Raw genomic sequence first — 15,735 nt, forward strand, 5'->3', positions numbered from 1 at the left:
GGCTCGAACCGGGTTAACGACGAATCGTCGCCATGAATTTCTTGTGTGCCGGCTATGACGACAACTTGACGCGGTCATCGAGCCCGTCGCCGTCGTGCCGTATCACGGGCGCTCGGCGAGCGCAGTGCTCACCCCGCTCACCCCGTTCGTCTCGCGGTCCACGGCGGGTGATAGACTCGCTCGGGCATGCCGTCTTCCCCGTCGCGGCCCACGGTGTCCACGGCCATCGCCGGCCGGGTGATCTCGTATGCCGCCTCTCGCGGCCTCCGCCACAGCGATCTTCTCGAGGTCGCCGGCGTCTCCGGCGAGTCGCTGACCGACGCGGACAGCCGCATACCGGTGACGTCGTTCGACGCCCTGTGGGCGCACGTGGTACGCGCGCTCGACGATCCCGGGGCGCCCATCCGCCTCGCCGCGCGGACGCGCATGGAGGAGATGCACGTCATGGGCTTCGCGGTCATGACGAGCGCGAGCGCCCGTGAGTCGCTCGACCGTGTCGAGCGCTATATGGTGCTCCTGGCGGATACACCACGCTGGGTGATCGACTACACGACGGACCGGGACGCTCCGTTCGCGGAGCTGCACCGCTGGCCCCGCTTCACGCTCGGCGCGCGCGTCGCGACCGAGTGCAGCCTGGCGGTGCACCTCCGTTGCTTCCGCCAGTGCGCTGGCGTCGAGTTCTCGCCGCTCCGGGTCAACTTCCGCCACGCCGCGCCGCGCGATCTCGCCGCGCACCGGGACTTCTTCCGCTGCCCTGTCGAGTTCGACGCGCCCCGCGATGGCTTTGCCTTCCCGCCGTCGTTGCTGGACCTCGTGCCTCGCGACGCGAACCCGGCCCTGAGCGCGTTCTTCCACCAGCACGCGGAGGAGCTGCGCCGCCGTCGCGTCGCCGACGCGTCGGCCATGTCCGATAGGGTGCGTGACGTCATCGCGCACCTCCTCGCCTCGGGCGAGCCGTCGGCGACCGCCGTCGCGCGGCGGCTCGGGACGAGCGAGCGCACGCTGCGGCGGCACCTCGAGGACGAGGGGACGACGCTGCGGCAGATCGTCGGCGGGGTGCGCCGTCAGACCGCCGAGGAGCTGCTCCGCGAGAGCGACACGTCGATGTCGGAGATCGCCTTTCTGCTGGGGTTCTCGGAGGTGACGGCCTTCGCGCGGGCCTTCAAGCGCTGGTCCGGGAGCACGCCCGGCCGGTTCCGTGAGGAGGCGCGCGGCGCCCCGGGGCGCCGCGCCGCAGCGGGCGTGGACCGCGCGGCGGACGACGGCTGACCGCCGGGGCGATGGCCCGCCTGGCCCGGGGCCTCGGGCCGCGGCCGTCCAGCGCGCCCGGTCTCAGTACGATATCTCGGCGGCGGCGACCTTCTCTCTCGCCGCTTCCCACGACATCGGGAGATCACCCGCGCCGACGGTCCACTGGGTCACGACGCCGTGGACGCTGACCGCGCTCGCCGCGCTCATCGCCGAGAGGTGGGCGTCCGACATCACGAACTTCCCCATCGCCTCCTCGTCCTTCCACACCGTGATGGTCCTCGCATAGCCGCACTTCGCCGACGTTCCGAGCGTGAAGCCGATCAGCCCTTCCTGCGCGGGCAGCTGGGCGAGGATGGGCCCCATCAGCTCGCCGAACCTCCGCTGCGCCGCCTCGTCGGGCTTCATCCAGAGCAGGGTCGACGAGACGACATAGGAGTCCTGCGCGGCGCCCGTGAGGGCGCCGTCCGCGAACCCGGGCCCGCCGAACGGCGCGCTCTGCAGATCGTCATCTGTGCACGTGAACTCGGAGGCGGCGGTCTGTGTGCCCGAGCCGCCGCTCGTGTTGCTCGGTGTCCCGTCGTCCGCGCCGCACGCCGGGACGAAGGCGGCGACCGCGACGAGGAGCGGGACAAGCGCGACGCGAGAGAGGGAAAAGTCAATTCGAGACATGGTGGACCTCATGACAGGAAAGAAGGTGATGTTGTCGGGTGCGAATCAGCGCTCGTCCGCGCGCGCGGGCGAGACCACGCCGAAGACGAGAACGGGGAAGGTCCGCTGCAGGCGGCGAGACGTGAACTCCGTGCGCCGGCCGAAGCTCCTGACCGAGACGCGCGCGCCCACCGGCTGTCCGCTGCCGAGGGTCACGGCCCACATCGGGCTGCCGCCGTCCGGCCGCACGGCGAGGTAGGTGTAACTCCCTGCCGCGAGCCGCTCCTCGACGATGCCGACCACGGGCGCGAGGTCGCCGAGGGATCTCGATAGGTCGCCGAGCGGGCTGCCGGGCGGCGCGTCTCCCGCGACGTTCCGGTCAGCGTGCGTCCCAGGATGCGCAGCGGCGTGGAAGACGAGCGAGCCGCCGGCGGCCACGAGCCCGACCAGCAGGGCAGCGGCCACGAGGGCGCGGGTCTGGAGGAAGCGCGAGGTGCGATGAGCGGCGAGCAGCATGCCGGGAAGCTACGCGCCGCGGCTGGCGCCAGCCTTTGCCCGTACGGCCAAGTTGTTGGCCCGCTCGGCCACGCCGCCGGCCGCCGACCCGACCCAGGTTGGGCGCCCACCCGACCCAGGTTGGGCGCCCACCCGGCCCAGAAGGCGACCTGACCCAGGTTGCGTCGGCCGGTGTGGCCACCCGACCCAGGTTGCGTCGGCTGACCCAGGTCGAGTCGGCCAGACCGGTTCCGCCGCTCAATCCACCGGGAATTGTTCCGCGATCCAGGCCTCCCAGCCCGGCGGTACTCGGGTGGCCTCAAGGTAGCGACGCAGCTGGTGGGCGTCGTCGAAGGCGGACATTCCCCACAAGCGAAACGCGTCGACATAACCCATGTCGTCCTCAAACGAATCGGCGAAGTCGGCGAGCTCCAAGCCGAGCTGCCAGGGCGCCTTGACGTCCCCGGCGCAGAGCAGTCGAGCCAGCGAAAGGAGCCCGTCGCGAGGCTCGATCGGATCTGCGTCGCCGCTCGCGAGCGCGGTCGCGCACGCTCGCCAACCCTCCGGTACGGCGGGAGGCATCCACCCGTTGCCTCTCCGGAGCTCGGCGACCTGGCGCGACCAGAACCAGAGTTCGCGGGTGTTGTAGCGGGCCGCCTTCTCGGGCGTCTCGTACGATTCCCACGGCCAACGCACGCCGTCCTGCTGGCTGAGCCATATGGTGAAGGAGACGTCGACCGCGATGAGCCCCTGCTCCAGGAGCGCCGATCGACGCGAGGCCGCCGCGATCGGGTCCTCGTCGTCGCCGTCCTCCTCGTCGCCGCCCTCGTCATCTGCCCGTTCATCCGTCGGGTGCAAGACCTTGTGAACGGCCTCTGCCCAGGTGATCGGCGCGGGAGGGTGGCGTCGCAGGTAGGCGATGCGTGTATCGCGGTCCGGCGCGAGCTGTTCGAGAAAGACGCCCCACATCCCCAACCAGTCTTCACCGGAGCCCATTCGCCAGCCGAGCGTGTAGCGCTCGTAGTCGGGGAAGCGCTCCCATGGAGGAGCGATGTCGCCGTGCTGGTCGACGTGCTCGCGGAGGCGGGAGCGACAGCTCTCTTTCCATTCCATGACAGCAGCATACAACAGTTCACGGCCGTCGTCGTCGACAGCGGTGTCAAGACGCCACCGACGGAAAGCGCGTGGACCTGGACACGACAGGCGCTCTGCGCCGGCCGTGAACCTCTATATCAGAGCCGGCGGAGCCACACGGCGCGCACGGCGTGGTCGGGCCCCTTCTCCAGCACGACGTCGGCGCGTGCCCGCGTCGGCAGGATGTTCTCGGTCAGGTTGGGACCGTTGATCGTGCGCCAGACCTGCAACGCGAAGGCGCGCGCCTCGTCGTCCCCCATCGCCGCATAACGGTGGAAATACGAGGAGGGGTCACGAAACGCCGTGGCCCGCAGCGCGAAGAAGCGCTCGATGTACCAGCGCTCGATGTCGGCCTCGTCCGCGTGGACATAGATCCCGATGTCGAAGAAGTCGCTGACGGCGATCGCCGCGGCACGGTCGGCGCCCTGCAGCACGTTCAGGCCCTCGAGGATCACGACGTCGGGCTGCCTCACGGTCTGCACCTTCCCGGCGATCACGTCGTAGGTGGCGTGCGAGTAGACCGGCACGTCGATCGCTTCGACGCCCGCCTCGAGGTCGGCGAGGAACTTCACCAGCCGCCCGAGATCGTAGCTCTCGGGAAACCCCTTGCGGTGCAGGCCGCCGCGCGAGGCGAGCACCGCGTTGGGGTACAGGAAGCCGTCGGTGGTCACCAGGTCCACCCGCGGGTGGTCAGGCCATCGCGCGAGCAGCGCTTGCAGCACGCGCGCGGTCGTGCTCTTGCCCACCGCGACCGACCCGGCAATGCCGATCACGAAAGGCCGCCGCGCGATGGGGCGGCCAAGGAAGGTGTCCTTCACGCGGCGGAGCTGCTGTGCCGCGCCTACGTGCAGGTTGAGCAGCCTCGAGAGCGGCAAGTAAATCGTCGCGACCTCGTCGAGCGAGAGCCGATCATTGAGGCCCCGCAAGACCACGAGGTCGGCCTCGGTGAGGGTGAGCGGCGTGGCCGCGCGCAGGCAACCCCACTGCGCAGCGGCGAAGATCTCGTACGTCGTGGTGGCGGCGTCCATGATGGGTCGGAGCCGATGGTACGCTTCCGAGCGTGCCATCCGAAGCAATCTCGCGAGCGGGAGCAAGGGGCCCGTGGCGCGACGCTTCGTCGGCGGCGAGCGCCGAGGCGCGCTCCCGCGCGGCCGGGCCGAGGCCAGGGGTCGACCCGAGACCACGGGGGCGGCTCACCCACAAGGCCCTGATCAAGCGCCCCCGGCGCCTTGGTCAGGTCGCGACCCGTTCGTTGCTCGCGGCCGATTCGAGCTGCTGTTGCGCCGACTCGGGATGTTGCGGCACGACCACGGCAGATGCGCGTTCCGTCGCTGGCCGCCAGTTGCCCGCTGCCTCCAGCGCAGCCTGCGCGCGTTCCAACCAGAGCTTGGCGCGGCGACGCTCCAGGACGGACAGCGCTTGCGGCCCCTCGCTCGTGTTGATGGCGGCCCAGAAGCTCGAACCGAAACGGTCGATCTTGTACATCACCGACGAGTCGAGCTCGGGCAATGTCACGATTTGCCCGCCGCGTTCGAGGAGGCGTTGGTACGCGGGTGACGCGTCGAGCTGGCTGAAGTCCCTCGAGCGACCTTGGTTCTTCACCACGATATGCTGCAGCCCGTCGCCCGGCGCCGCGAGGACCCGCTCGAGGTGGGACACCGAATCGAAGCCGCCGTCGGTGACGTGCCAGGACACGAGCTGGACGCCCATTTCCCGCGCGTAGTTGAGGACGTCGGTCGACTCGATCCAGCGCTCGAGAGCCCGATGGCTCTGCGCAGGCAGGTCGACGAGCACCACGCGATCGCCTCCGAGCGCGCTGTCCAGGATCTGATCGGCGCTATCGAGCTGATCGAGATCCACGCGCTGCGTGTAGTCCGCGTAGTATCGGCGGAGCGCGCCATGCGACAGATCCGCATCGAGTGCCGCGAACGGAAGCGCTCGGTCGATGAATAGCTGCGCCAGCAGTCGAGCGACCACGCTCTTGCCGACGCCACCTTTCTCGCCGCCCACAAAATGTACAGTACTCATGCACCTCCCCCTTCGGCCACCATGTCGCGGAAGTCAAGCCATTCGTAGCAAATGGCGTTCCGGCGTCGCTATGCGCCGGTGGCGCGACGTCGAGGCGACGCGATCGGGGTCGAGCAGCGCGAGCACTGCCTCCGCGACCTGGCTCGCGAAGGCGTCGCGCGAGAGCGTGCGGCTCAAACGCGACCCGGGTCGCCCACCGCCGTCGCTCAGAAGAAGCTGTAGAGGGACAGCTTGATGCGCTCGTTGGTCGCGGTCACGTCGTCCGCGAAGGTCTGCTCCGAGTACTGGAACGAGAGGCCCGCGCGGATGGCCGGCGTGATGTCGGCGAACAGGTTGCCGTCGATGTAGCGCGACTTGTGGTAGGCCGTGCGGAGCGCGCCGTAGCCGTTCTCCTCGGTCACCCGGTCGTTCGAGCCCTGGGTGTAGTTGCCGGAGACGGAGAAGCGCCCCGAGGGGGGCAGATAGTACTGGAGCCCGACCATGAACCCCGTCCAGCCGATCGTCTTCAGGTTGTTGTTCGCGTCGTACACCGCGAGGCCGTTGTCGATGTTCGGCGTATAGGTCGCTCCAGCGTCAGGGAGCGCCGGGTGCGGCACGTTGCTCGCCACGCCGACCACGTCCGAGATGCCCGTGCCCGTGAAGAACGAGCCGGTCAATGTCAGCGCGTTGCCGGATTCCTCCAGCGACTTGGCCGGGATGATCGGGAGCAGCGCATCGACGGAGATCCCGTAGCCGTTGGCCGAGCTCGACTCGACCGGGGCCGCGGTGTGCTCGTTGACCCTGAACTTGCGGAAAATGCCCGAGACGCCGAGCGTCAGCGGGTCGTGCAGCATCCCGGCAGCACCGAGCGTGTGGATCCCCTTCCAGCCGTTGAAGCCGACGCGCAACCCCGCCTGCATGTCAGGCACCTCGGAGTCGCGCTGCGGCGGCTTGAGGACGGCAGCGGCGAGCTCCACGTTGGCGGCGTCCGACTTGAAGTTGTGGCCGACGCGCAGCTGCGGCATCCGCCCGAACACCTGGTTCATCACCGGGAAGAAGGACGTCGTGGCCGGGAAGAAGTACGGCTGCCACCCGAACAGGTGATAGCCCTGTCCAATCAACAGGTCGACGTAGTCCGTTTCGACCTTGATGTTGGCCTGACGCAAACGGAAGGTGCCGCTGCTCACCAGCGAGGCCTCGGAGACGGTGGGCGGCTGATTGCCGAAGAAGTCGAGCTCCAGCATGGCCGTGGTCTTGATCCCGGACACCTCGGGCGCGGTCACCTTGACGCCGAACCTGGAGTTCCGCGTCGTGAAGTGCGTGCGGCCGTGCGAGCCGGCGTAGGTGTCCTCGCGCTGGATCACCGTGGCCCCGACCGACTCCCCGAAGCTCTGGGTGGAGTCGTGCATGATGTCGAACTCCGCCATCCCGTAGATCGTGGCCTTCCACTTGGCGGTGACGGGAACCGGATCCTTGGAGGCCGGCTTGACGGCCTCCGCCGGCGGCGCCGCCGGAGCAGCCACGTCCGCAGGCGGCGTGGCCGGCGCCTGCGCGTCCGCCGGCGTGGCCGGCGCAGCGGCCTGCGGAGCGGCCGCGTCCGGCGCCGGCGGGGGAGTCTGGGCGTGCGCGACCGCCGCCACGAAGAAAATCGACGCACCGACTAGGTTCGCAACCTTCGATTGATTCATGTTCGAAGCCCCTGGGTTATCCATGGCGCCGGGAATCCCCTGCAAACGCCGCAAATGGTGAGTTCAACAAAGCTTCACGTCGCGCCGCGCGGATCGCGGCCCGGGCGCCGCAGCCGCCTCCCCGGCGGATCAGCCGGCGTCGAGGCGGCGAACGGCGCTTGCGCCGCCGGCACGCTTCCTCAAGATGCGCGGCCCGCGTCGCAGAACGCGCGGGCGCGGGCGACGAGCTCGTCGCGCCGCCCGTCGCGCAGGAGCTTGAGATCCACGAGGTTGCTGCCGACGCCGACCGCCACCGCGCCCGCCGCGAAGAAGGTGCCCACGTTCTGCAGCGTCACGCCGCCCGTGGGCATGAGCGGGATATGGGGCAGAGGCGCCTTGAGCGATTTGAGGTACGAGGCGCCGCCGAGGGCGTCGCAGGGGAACACCTTCACGACATCTCCGCCCGCCCGGTGCGCCGCCACGACCTCGGTGGGCGTGAGCGCGCCGGGAGCGTGGACGACGTTCATCGCGACGCACGCCCTCACCGTCGCCTCGTCGAGCGCGGGGCTGACCACGAAGCGCGCCCCGGCGTCGACGCACGCCTCGGCGGCGCGGGCGTCGAGCACCGTCCCGGCGCCCACGAGCGCCCGATCGCCGTGGCGCGCGGCGACCTCGCGCACGACCTCGACCGCGCCGGGCACGGTCATCGTGATCTCGAGCACGTCGATCCCCCCCTCGAGGAGGGCCTCGACCGCCTGCAGCGCCTCGTCGGCCGAGCCGGCGCGCACCACAGGGACGATGCGCCCGCGCGCGATCCACTCGAGCACGGATTGCTTGTTCATCGGTCCACCCGGGCCGTGCCCATCTTCATCGCCTTGAGCACCTCGTCGAGGGTCGCCATCGTCGTGTCGCCGGGCGTCGTCATCGCGAGCGCCCCGTGCGCCGCGCCGCAATCGACCGCCCACTGCGACCCCTTGCCCATCAGGAAGCCGTAGATGAGCCCCGAGGCGAACGAGTCGCCGCCGCCCACGCGATCGAAGATCTCCAGGTCCTTGCGCTCGGGCGCCTTGTAGAGCTGGCCGCCCTGGTAGAGCACCGCGCTCCAGTCGTTGCGCGTCGCCGAGGTCGCCACACGGAGCGTCGTCGCCACCGCCCGGATGTTCGGAAACACCGAGATGACGCGCTCGATCATGCTCTCGAACGCGCCGACGCGCAGGTTGGCGTGCCCCTCGTCGACGCCCTCGACCTCGAAGCCCAGGGCAGCCGTGAAATCCTCCTCGTTGCCCAGCATCACATCGACGTACGGCGCGAGCGCTCGATTGACCTCCTGCGCGCGGGCCTGACCACCGATCGACTTCCAGAGCGACGGACGGTAGTTGAGATCGTAGGAGACGACGACGCCGTGCCGCCTGGCCGCCTCCATCGCCTCCTTCGCCACGGAAGGCGTGGTCTCCGAGAGCGCGGCGAAGATACCGCCGGTATGGAACCACCGCGCGCCCTCGGCGCCGAAGATCGTATCCCAGTCGATCTCGCCGGGCTTCAGCTGAGACGCGGCCGTGTGGCCACGGTCCGAGAGGCCGACCGCCCCGCGAATGCCGAAGCCCCGCTCGGTGAAGTTCAGGCCGTTGCGCACGAGGCGCCCCACGCCGTCGTGCGTCGCCCAGCGAACGTGCGTGAGATCCACGCCGCCCTGCATCATGAGATCCTCGAGCAGGCGGCCGACGGGGTTGTCCGCGAGGGCGGTCACGATGGCCGATCTGAGCCGGAAACAGCGGCGCAGGCCGCGGGCGACGTTGTACTCGCCGCCTCCCTCCCAGGCGTGGAAGCTGCGGGCGGTGGAGATCCGCCCGTCGCCGGGATCGAGGCGCAGCATGACCTCGCCGAGGGACACGAGATCCCAGCGGCAGGTGGAAGGATCACGGAGCGTGAAGGACATGGATACCTTGCAGTGGTGCAGGCCGCGTGGCGGAAGAGCTGGTGGACAAGCAGGGTTCAAGGGGCCGCCGCCATCGCGGAGATCGCGATGAGGCGGGCCGATGGCGGTGATTACCGATCGCCTCCTGGCGCGCGGGACGACTCGACCTCTGCGGCGGACGGGCCTGTGTAGCCCTTGGCGGCGGCGCCCTTCCCCTCGACGATGGGTCGCCCATCGCGGTCGAACTTGACGAGCTCCGCCTTGGTCCCCGCGGCCGTCGGCCAGAGGTACCAGCGCGCGTCCATCCAGCCCACGTGGGCGGCGGGGCCCTCGACCGGCGCGCCCGTCGCTTTCAGCTGTGCCGGCCGCGTCGCCCGGTACTGGTCGACAGAGGTGTACGCAGGACGGTTGAGGGCGAATTGCAGCCCCGCGATGCTGGCGAGCATCACCAGGCCGCCGGCGACGACCGCCGCGCTCGGCACGCGCCGCTTCGGCGCGACCGGCTCGACGCGCGGCAGGATGACGTGCAGCGCGAGCAGGCCGACGAGGTACAGCGTCCCCGCGAGCAGGAACGGCAGGACGTACGAGCCCGTGGCCGTGAGCGCCCAGCCGACGAAGATCTGGAAGAGCGCCCCGCCGACGACGCCGAACGCGGTCATGACGCCGACCACCGTGGCCATCGCCGGGCGCGGGAGGGCATCCGAGACGAGCGTGTAGAGGTTGCTGCTCCAGCCCTGGTGCGCTGCCGCGGCGAGCGACAGGATCGCGACCGCGACGTAGATCGTGGGGATGCCCGCGACGCTCGGGACATCGACGAGGAGCCCGACGGACATGACGGGCACCGCGGAGAGCGCACACGCGAGCATCGCGAGCTTCCGCGCCGTGCCGACCGAGCGGCCGCTCGCGATGAGCCTGGAGGACAACCAGCCGCCGCCGATCGCGCCGCCGTCCGCCACGAGGAACACGACGGGGATGGCGTAGGCCATGAAGGTCGGCTTCAGGTTGAACTCGCTGACAAGGAACTTCGGCAGCCAGGTGAGGTAGAACCACCACGGCGCGTCGGTGAAGAACTTCGCCGCCGCGACCGCGTAGACGGGCCGCATCCCGAACACCTCGCCGACGCCGAGGGACTCTGTCGCCTCCTTCGCGTCGGAGCGGATGTGCGCGAGCTCCTCGGGCGATACCTTCGGGTGCTCCTCGGGCCGCCGGTAGAGGCGCGTCCAGAAGAAGATCCACACGACGCCGACGCCGCCCAGGATGAGGAAGCAGGTCCGCCATCCGTACGCCTCCGCGATGCGCACCGCCAGGAGCGGGGCCAGGATGGCGCCGACGTTGGAGCCGCAGTTGAACAGCCCGGTCGCGAGCGCCCTCTCCTTCTTGGGGAACCACTCGGCCACGGTGCGGACGGCGGCCGGGAAGTTGCCGGCCTCGCCGACCCCGAGCAGGAAGCGGATACCGGCGAAGCCGGCGAAGCTGCCGACGATGGCGTGGCCGGCCGAGGCGATGTTCCAGAGCAGGAACGTCGCGCTGAGCCCCTTGCGCGGCCCTACGCGGTCGATCCAGCGACCGACGAACACCATGCCGAAGCCGTAGGAGAGCAGGAAGCTCACGTTGATGAGCGCGAGGTCCGTCGGCCCGAGCTTCAGCTCGTTCTCGAAGAACGGTATCAGCAGGGAGAACAGCTGCCGATCGAGGTAGTTGATCGTCGTCGCGAAGAAGAGGAGCGCGCAGATGGTCCAGCGAGTGCGGGACATGACGCCGGCGGTCGCCGGGGCCACGGGAGACGCTGCGGTCATTGGTTCACCCCGGAGGCGAGGAATCCACCGTCGACTGTGATGCTCGTACCGGTGATGAAGCTCACCGCGTCAGAGCAGAGAAAGATGGCCGCGCCGACCAGCTCCTGCGTGTCGCCGAAGCGGCCGAGGGGCGTGCGAGCGAGCAGCTCCTGCCCGCGCCCTGTGCCGTTGAGGAGGGCGCGGTTGAGGTCCGTCACGAACACGCCCGGCACGAGCGCGTTCGTCCGGATACCGTGCTTCGCCCACTCGGCGCCGAGGCTCCGGGTGAGCGCCAGCACCGCCGCCTTCGACGCCCCGTAGGCCGCGACCTCGTGGAACGCGACGAAGCTCGACAGCGAGGCGATGTTGACGATGCGGCCCCGGCCGCTGTCCTTCAACGGGCCATGGAAGGCCTGGCAGGCGCGCAGCATGCCGGTGACATTCGTGTCGAGCAGGCTGCCCCACTCGGCCTCTCCGACCTCGGCGGTGGGCTTCCGGAAGGTCCGACCGGCGCAGTTGACGAGGATGTCGACGCCGCCGAACGCCTCGATCACGCGGTCGCGCAGGGCGTCGAGCGTCGCGCGATCGCTGACGTCGCACGCCGCCTCGATCGAGCGGACGCCCCGCTCGCGGATCTCGGCGGCGACCGCCTGCACGCGGTCCGCGCGGGTGCCCGTGGCGACGGTGTGGGCGCCCGCCTCGGCGAGGCCGAGGGCGATCGCGCGCCCGATACCGGAGGTGCCACCGACCACGACGGCCGTGCGGCCCGAGATGTCGAAACGGTTCGTCATGCTCCCAGCCAGTCCTTCGCGATGCCCCCGAGGAGCGCCCGCGCGTCGCGCTCGATCTGCGCGTCGGTCGGCGGGACGGGCATCGCCCCGTAGCGCCGGGCCAGCGCTGAAGCGATCGACCGCCGCGAGTGGCGCCACTTGTAGATCAGCTGATCGAGGACGCGCGCGTCGGAGTGCTGCGGCACGAAGGTCGGCCCGAGCATCTCCAGGCGCATCATCGTCGTCTCCTCGATGAGGCTCGGGTTGTTCATGAACCACCAGCAGCCGAACGGCAGGACGTTGGCGAACTTGCGCGCCACGACGCAGAGGGGGTGCGTGTTCTCGCGCGCGAGCGTCGTGACGAGGAAGCGCACGTCGGGGTTCTCCTCGGCGAGCCGCTCGAGCGGGGTCAGGTCGACCGTGCTCACCCCGTCGCCGGCCACGCCGAGGCGGGGGTTCACCGCGCGCCGGACGCCGATCATCATGGCGAACGGCAGCCCGTGATCGCGGCACGCGTCCAGCACGGCCCGGGGCGGCGCCGAGACCTCGTTGACCGAGATCGCCAGGTAGCGCGGCCGCATGCGGGCGATCCACCGCTCGAGCGCGGGCGCGAGATCGTCCGCGTGGATGAGCCGATCGAGGCGCAGCGCGGTGTAAAACCGCGGATCGGGCGTGGCGCCCGAGTCCCAGATCGCGCGCTCCACCGGGTCGGTCGGATCGTTCGTCATCGCGAGCGCGCTCACGCCCGAGAGCCGCAGCACGTCCTCCAGGTGATCCTCGACCCGGCGCTCGGCAAAGAAGGCGCGGGCCTCGCGCAGATCCGGCGCGGCGGGGTCGAGCCCGAACGCGGCGAGCACCGTCGCGACGCCCGCGGTGGCCTCGGACAGCGGCGATCGGCGGACGAAGAGCGACGCCCACACGAGATCGGCCTGCGCCTTCTTGTCGAGCGCGAAGAACGCCTCGGGCGTGACCTTCGGCTCGGCGCGCAGGGTCTCGGCGACGAGGTAATGGTACGTGAGGAGCTCGTCGACGCCCCAGAGGTTCAGCGCGGGGAACTGGGGCGCGAAGAGGTGGGTGTGAAGATCGATGATGGGCGCGGCGTTGACGGCCGCGGCCACGCGCTCGGCGAGGGTCATCTCGGCACCTCGGGGGTTCGGTCGTCCTTCGGATCGGCCCAGCGGTCGTTCGGCACGGTCGCGCACCAGGCCGGCCGCAGCGGGTCCTTGTCGTACGGATAGGAGCCCAGCCGGCGGTACTCCTCGGCGTAGTGAGCGAGCTTCTCGCGATCGAGGCGGACGCCCAGGCCGGGACCGGCGGGGACGCGGATGCGGCCATTCCGGTACGGGAGCGGGCCTCCCTGGATCACGTCGTCGCGCAGGTGGTGATAGTGCGCGTCGGCGGCGAACGAGAGGTTCGGGATGACGGCGCCGAGGTGCAGCATCGTCGCGAGCTGCACGCCGAGCTCGCCCGAGGAGTGGACGGCGACGCCGAGGCCGAACGTCTCGCAGATCCCCGCCGCCTTCACGCACGGCCGGATGCCGCCCCAGAACGTCGTGTCGAGCAGGATGACGTCCACCGCCGTGTCGAGGACGTTCGCGGCGAGCTGCTCGAAGCCCACGACCACGGTGTTCGTCGCGAGCGGCATCCGCACCTTCTCGCGGGTGCGCCGCATCGCGTGGAGGCCGAAGACGGGGTCCTCGAGGTAGTCGTTGTTCAGGTCCTCGATCGCCTGCCCGAAGCGGATTCCCTGCTCCGTCGACCAGACCGCGTTCGGATCGAAGCGGACGCGATCCTCGCCCACGGCGGCGGCGACCGCGCGGTAACACTCGAGCTCGTAGTCCGGGTGGAACACGCCGCCCTTGAGCTTGTGCGAGGTGAACCCGTACGTCTTCTTCAGCGCCTTCGCCTGCTCGACGAGCTGCGTTGGCGTCCGCACCTCGCCTGACCCATCGGCGTTCGGGTAGCGGAAGAAGAGGTAGGACGCGAACGGCACCTCGTCCTGCAGCTTGCCGCCGAGGAGATCGTGGACCGGCACGCCGAAGGCCTGTCCGAGCAGGTCGAGGCACGCGAACTCCAGCGCGGCGAGGACCTGGGTGCGGTTGTTATAAAGAGAGGCCGTCGGGTTCGCGATCTTGAACCGCATCTCCTCGAGGCGGGCGGGATCGTGGCCGACGAGGTAGCCCTTCATCGCCCGGAACACGGCCTCGGCCGACTCGCCGCCGCCGCCCATCTCACCGAGGCCGATCAGCCCGTTATCCGCCTCGATCTCGACGATCGTGCGCACGAAGCGACCCCAGTGACAGCCGTTGGCGTGACGCAGGGGCGCCTCCAGCGGCACGGTGACGGTGGTGGCGCGGATATCGACGATTTTCATGCAGGACGGGACTCCAGGGGCCCCCAGCGGTCCAATGAGCCTCGACAAAGGCATCCCACCGGGCAGTGACACCTGCCCTCGGGGCGCCATCGCTCGATCTTTCCTTTCGCAGAGCGCGGGGAATGAATCGGCGAGGTGGCGAGTTTTATCTGTAGAGGCTCCATTTGGAAAGAGCCTTGCCGAACGGCCCCGATGAATTCCCGGACCGTGCCGGACTGATCACGCCTCGCGGTCGAATCTGGACGGAGAGCTCGATCTCGTCGGGACGACGGCAGGGGGGACCTCTGGGAGCGCGCGCCGAGGTCGCTGCCGCACCGCGCTGTCACGCCTGAGCCTCGCCGGGGGGTTCACCGCCGACGCGATCGCGAGCTGCCCGGCCGTCATGTCGCGCTCCTCCGCGAACCGCCGGAGGGCGACCACGGCATCCTCGTGCTTCTCTCGGTTCTCGCCGGTGAAGCGGGGGAGGTGGGCGCGGAGGTCGCCGCCCCCTCCGGCTTGCTGCCGGCGAGGAGACCCCGCGAGAGGACGCCGGCAGGGTCGCCCCTCGGCCGCGCGACGAGCGCAGAAGCAGACGAAGCAGACCAAGCAGACCAAGCAGACCAAGCAGACCAAGCAGACGAAATAAAATCGAGTTCGCGCGCGTCTCCCGTCGAACCCTCGCGTCATCATGTAGCGGTAGTTAGCAAGGCGAGGCACACTCAGGCGCTCCCTGAAGCGGGGCACACGTCTCCGGGTCTCCGCGGTGATCCGCCGCATTTCTGCCCTTGCATGGCCATCCACGATGGCTGATAAAGGGAGGCTGGTCGGGGTCGGGGGAGATGGGCTTGGCTGAATGGCGTTCACACTCCGCTGCATCGACGTCTCGGACTGGAAGACCTTCGGGCTGCTCCAGCTCGTGATCGACACCATCCCGGATCCCATCTTCGTCAAAGATCGGCAACATCGCTGGATCGCCTGCAACCCGGGCTTCTGCAGGTTGATCGGGCAGCGCTACGACGATCTGATAGGCCGCAGCGACCCGGACTACTGGCCGAAGGAGCAGGCCGAGGTCTTCTGGAGCTACGACGACGTCGTCTTCAACTCGGGTGAGCCGAACGAGAACGAGGAGAGCGCCACGGGCTCGGACGGGGTGGCGCGCACGATCTGGACGCGCAAGTTCCCCATGAAGAACGCTCAGGGGGAGGTGGTCGGCCTGTGCGGGCTCATCACGGACATCACCGACCTGAAGCAGCGGCACATGGAGGCCGAGCGGATGGCGGCCGAGAACCGGGAGCAGCGCGCGATCATCCAGATGCAGGCGGAGCTGCTCGATCGGGTGGCCATGCCGGTCATCCAGGTCTGGGAGGGGATCCTGCTCATCCCGCTGGTCGGCGAGATGAGCGATCGGCGCGCGGCCCAGGCGCTGGAGAGCCTGCTCGCGGCCATCGGGCAGCGGCGCGCGGAGTTCGTGATCCTCGACATCACCGGCGTGCCGGTGATCGACTCCGCCGTGGCGCGCCACCTGGTGCGCGCCGTGCAGGCGGCAGAGCTGCTCGGCTGCCGGAGCGTGATGGTGGGCATCGGCCCGGAGATCGCCAGGACGCTGGTCGGGCTGGGCATCGACTTCGGCCGGATCACCACGCAAGGCACGCTCCAGAGCGGGCTCGCCTACGCGATGAGCCGCCTCAGCGCGCAGCGCGCGGCCGCCCGCTGAGCCCGG

General features: G+C 69.8%; 14 protein-coding genes. 2 read left to right on the plus strand and 12 right to left on the minus strand.

The annotated features are described in order from the left end of the window. The first annotated feature begins 186 nt into the window (after positions 1–186). Positions 187–1,269, plus strand: coding sequence for an AraC family transcriptional regulator (locus WMF12_RS27130; protein ID WP_437850128.1), 1,083 nt, complete (start codon positions 187–189; stop codon positions 1,267–1,269). A gap of 63 nt (positions 1,270–1,332) precedes the next feature. Here the strand turns inward: WMF12_RS27130 and WMF12_RS27135 are convergent, their stop codons facing one another. From WMF12_RS27135 to WMF12_RS27190, 12 genes are all read right to left on the minus strand, one after another. After that, positions 1,333–1,920: a hypothetical protein gene (locus WMF12_RS27135; RefSeq protein WP_437850130.1), complete on the minus strand. Its 588-nt coding sequence runs from the start codon at positions 1,918–1,920 to the stop codon at positions 1,333–1,335. A gap of 45 nt (positions 1,921–1,965) precedes the next feature. Continuing rightward, positions 1,966–2,415 (minus strand): hypothetical protein, encoded by a 450-nt coding sequence (locus WMF12_RS27140; RefSeq protein WP_437850132.1) that lies wholly within the window; start codon positions 2,413–2,415, stop codon positions 1,966–1,968. A gap of 237 nt (positions 2,416–2,652) precedes the next feature. Beyond that, positions 2,653–3,507, minus strand: a complete 855-nt coding sequence (locus tag WMF12_RS27145; protein WP_437850133.1) for a hypothetical protein — start codon at positions 3,505–3,507, stop codon at positions 2,653–2,655. Between the two features lie 119 nt (positions 3,508–3,626). Beyond that, entirely contained in the window at positions 3,627–4,556 is a 930-nt protein-coding gene (coaA, locus tag WMF12_RS27150; protein ID WP_437739586.1) for a type I pantothenate kinase, read from the minus strand. Between the two features lie 205 nt (positions 4,557–4,761). After that, on the minus strand, positions 4,762–5,538 hold the full coding sequence (locus WMF12_RS27155; RefSeq protein WP_437850135.1) for a mobilization protein: 777 nt from the start codon (positions 5,536–5,538) through the stop codon (positions 4,762–4,764). A gap of 224 nt (positions 5,539–5,762) precedes the next feature. After that, complete coding sequence (locus tag WMF12_RS27160; RefSeq protein ID WP_437850136.1) at positions 5,763–7,223, minus strand: hypothetical protein; 1,461 nt, start codon at positions 7,221–7,223, stop codon at positions 5,763–5,765. Positions 7,224–7,402: 179 nt separating this feature from the next. After that, positions 7,403–8,044 (minus strand): bifunctional 4-hydroxy-2-oxoglutarate aldolase/2-dehydro-3-deoxy-phosphogluconate aldolase, encoded by a 642-nt coding sequence (locus WMF12_RS27165; RefSeq protein WP_437850138.1) that lies wholly within the window; start codon positions 8,042–8,044, stop codon positions 7,403–7,405. Beyond that, a complete protein-coding gene (locus WMF12_RS27170) occupies positions 8,041–9,138 on the minus strand; it encodes a PfkB family carbohydrate kinase (protein WP_437850139.1) in 1,098 nt (365 codons plus the stop codon). The genes WMF12_RS27165 and WMF12_RS27170 overlap by 4 nt, the downstream gene beginning before the upstream one ends. A 110-nt stretch (positions 9,139–9,248) precedes the next feature. Then, complete coding sequence (locus WMF12_RS27175) at positions 9,249–10,913, minus strand: MFS transporter (protein ID WP_437850140.1); 1,665 nt, start codon at positions 10,911–10,913, stop codon at positions 9,249–9,251. After that, entirely contained in the window at positions 10,910–11,683 is a 774-nt protein-coding gene (locus WMF12_RS27180) for an SDR family NAD(P)-dependent oxidoreductase (protein WP_437850141.1), read from the minus strand. The genes WMF12_RS27175 and WMF12_RS27180 overlap by 4 nt, the downstream gene beginning before the upstream one ends. Beyond that, positions 11,680–12,798 (minus strand): hypothetical protein, encoded by a 1,119-nt coding sequence (locus WMF12_RS27185; protein WP_437850142.1) that lies wholly within the window; start codon positions 12,796–12,798, stop codon positions 11,680–11,682. The genes WMF12_RS27180 and WMF12_RS27185 overlap by 4 nt, the downstream gene beginning before the upstream one ends. Next, on the minus strand, positions 12,795–14,036 hold the full coding sequence (locus WMF12_RS27190) for an enolase C-terminal domain-like protein (protein ID WP_437850143.1): 1,242 nt from the start codon (positions 14,034–14,036) through the stop codon (positions 12,795–12,797). Before WMF12_RS27190 ends, WMF12_RS27185 begins: the two co-directional genes overlap by 4 nt. Positions 14,037–14,868: 832 nt before the next feature. Between WMF12_RS27190 and WMF12_RS27195 the strand changes: the two genes are divergently transcribed. Continuing rightward, positions 14,869–15,729: a PAS domain-containing protein gene (locus WMF12_RS27195; protein WP_437850144.1), complete on the plus strand. Its 861-nt coding sequence runs from the start codon at positions 14,869–14,871 to the stop codon at positions 15,727–15,729. Positions 15,730–15,735: the final 6 nt, after the last annotated feature.

It is taken from the genome of Sorangium sp. So ce363, from assembly GCF_051520435.1.
Taxonomy (GTDB): Bacteria; Myxococcota_A; Polyangia; order Polyangiales; family Polyangiaceae; genus Sorangium; species Sorangium cellulosum_B.